The 296-nt window shown below is 44.3% G+C and carries 1 protein-coding gene; it reads left to right on the forward strand.

Annotated features, from left to right (window positions below; genetic code table 11):
- On the forward strand, positions 1-296 hold a 296-nt coding region (locus AB4512_RS23800; protein ID WP_372175973.1), incomplete at both ends, for a DsbA family protein.

Raw genomic sequence — 296 nt, forward strand, 5'->3', positions numbered from 1 at the left:
GGTACTGAGTTCAACCACGAATTTTGGACTGAATGCCAACCAGTTCGCAGCACTTACCCTGCTTGTCGTGCCGTGATCGCTGCTGGTTTTCAAGACCATTACGAAGCGATGCTTGAAGCAATTCAACACGCTTACTACCTTCGTGCAATGTTGCCACACAGTCAAGAAACGCATTTGCAGTTAGCTGAAGAGCTAGGGATGAATGTACAACAGTTTGAAAATGATCTTTCTAGTAAGTTATTGGAAAGCGAATTAGATGACCAGTTAGGCTTTAAAGAAGCGATCGGTGTGCATTC

This window comes from Vibrio sp. 10N.222.52.B7 (assembly GCF_041474275.1).
Lineage (GTDB): Bacteria > Pseudomonadota > Gammaproteobacteria > Enterobacterales > Vibrionaceae > Vibrio > Vibrio crassostreae_C.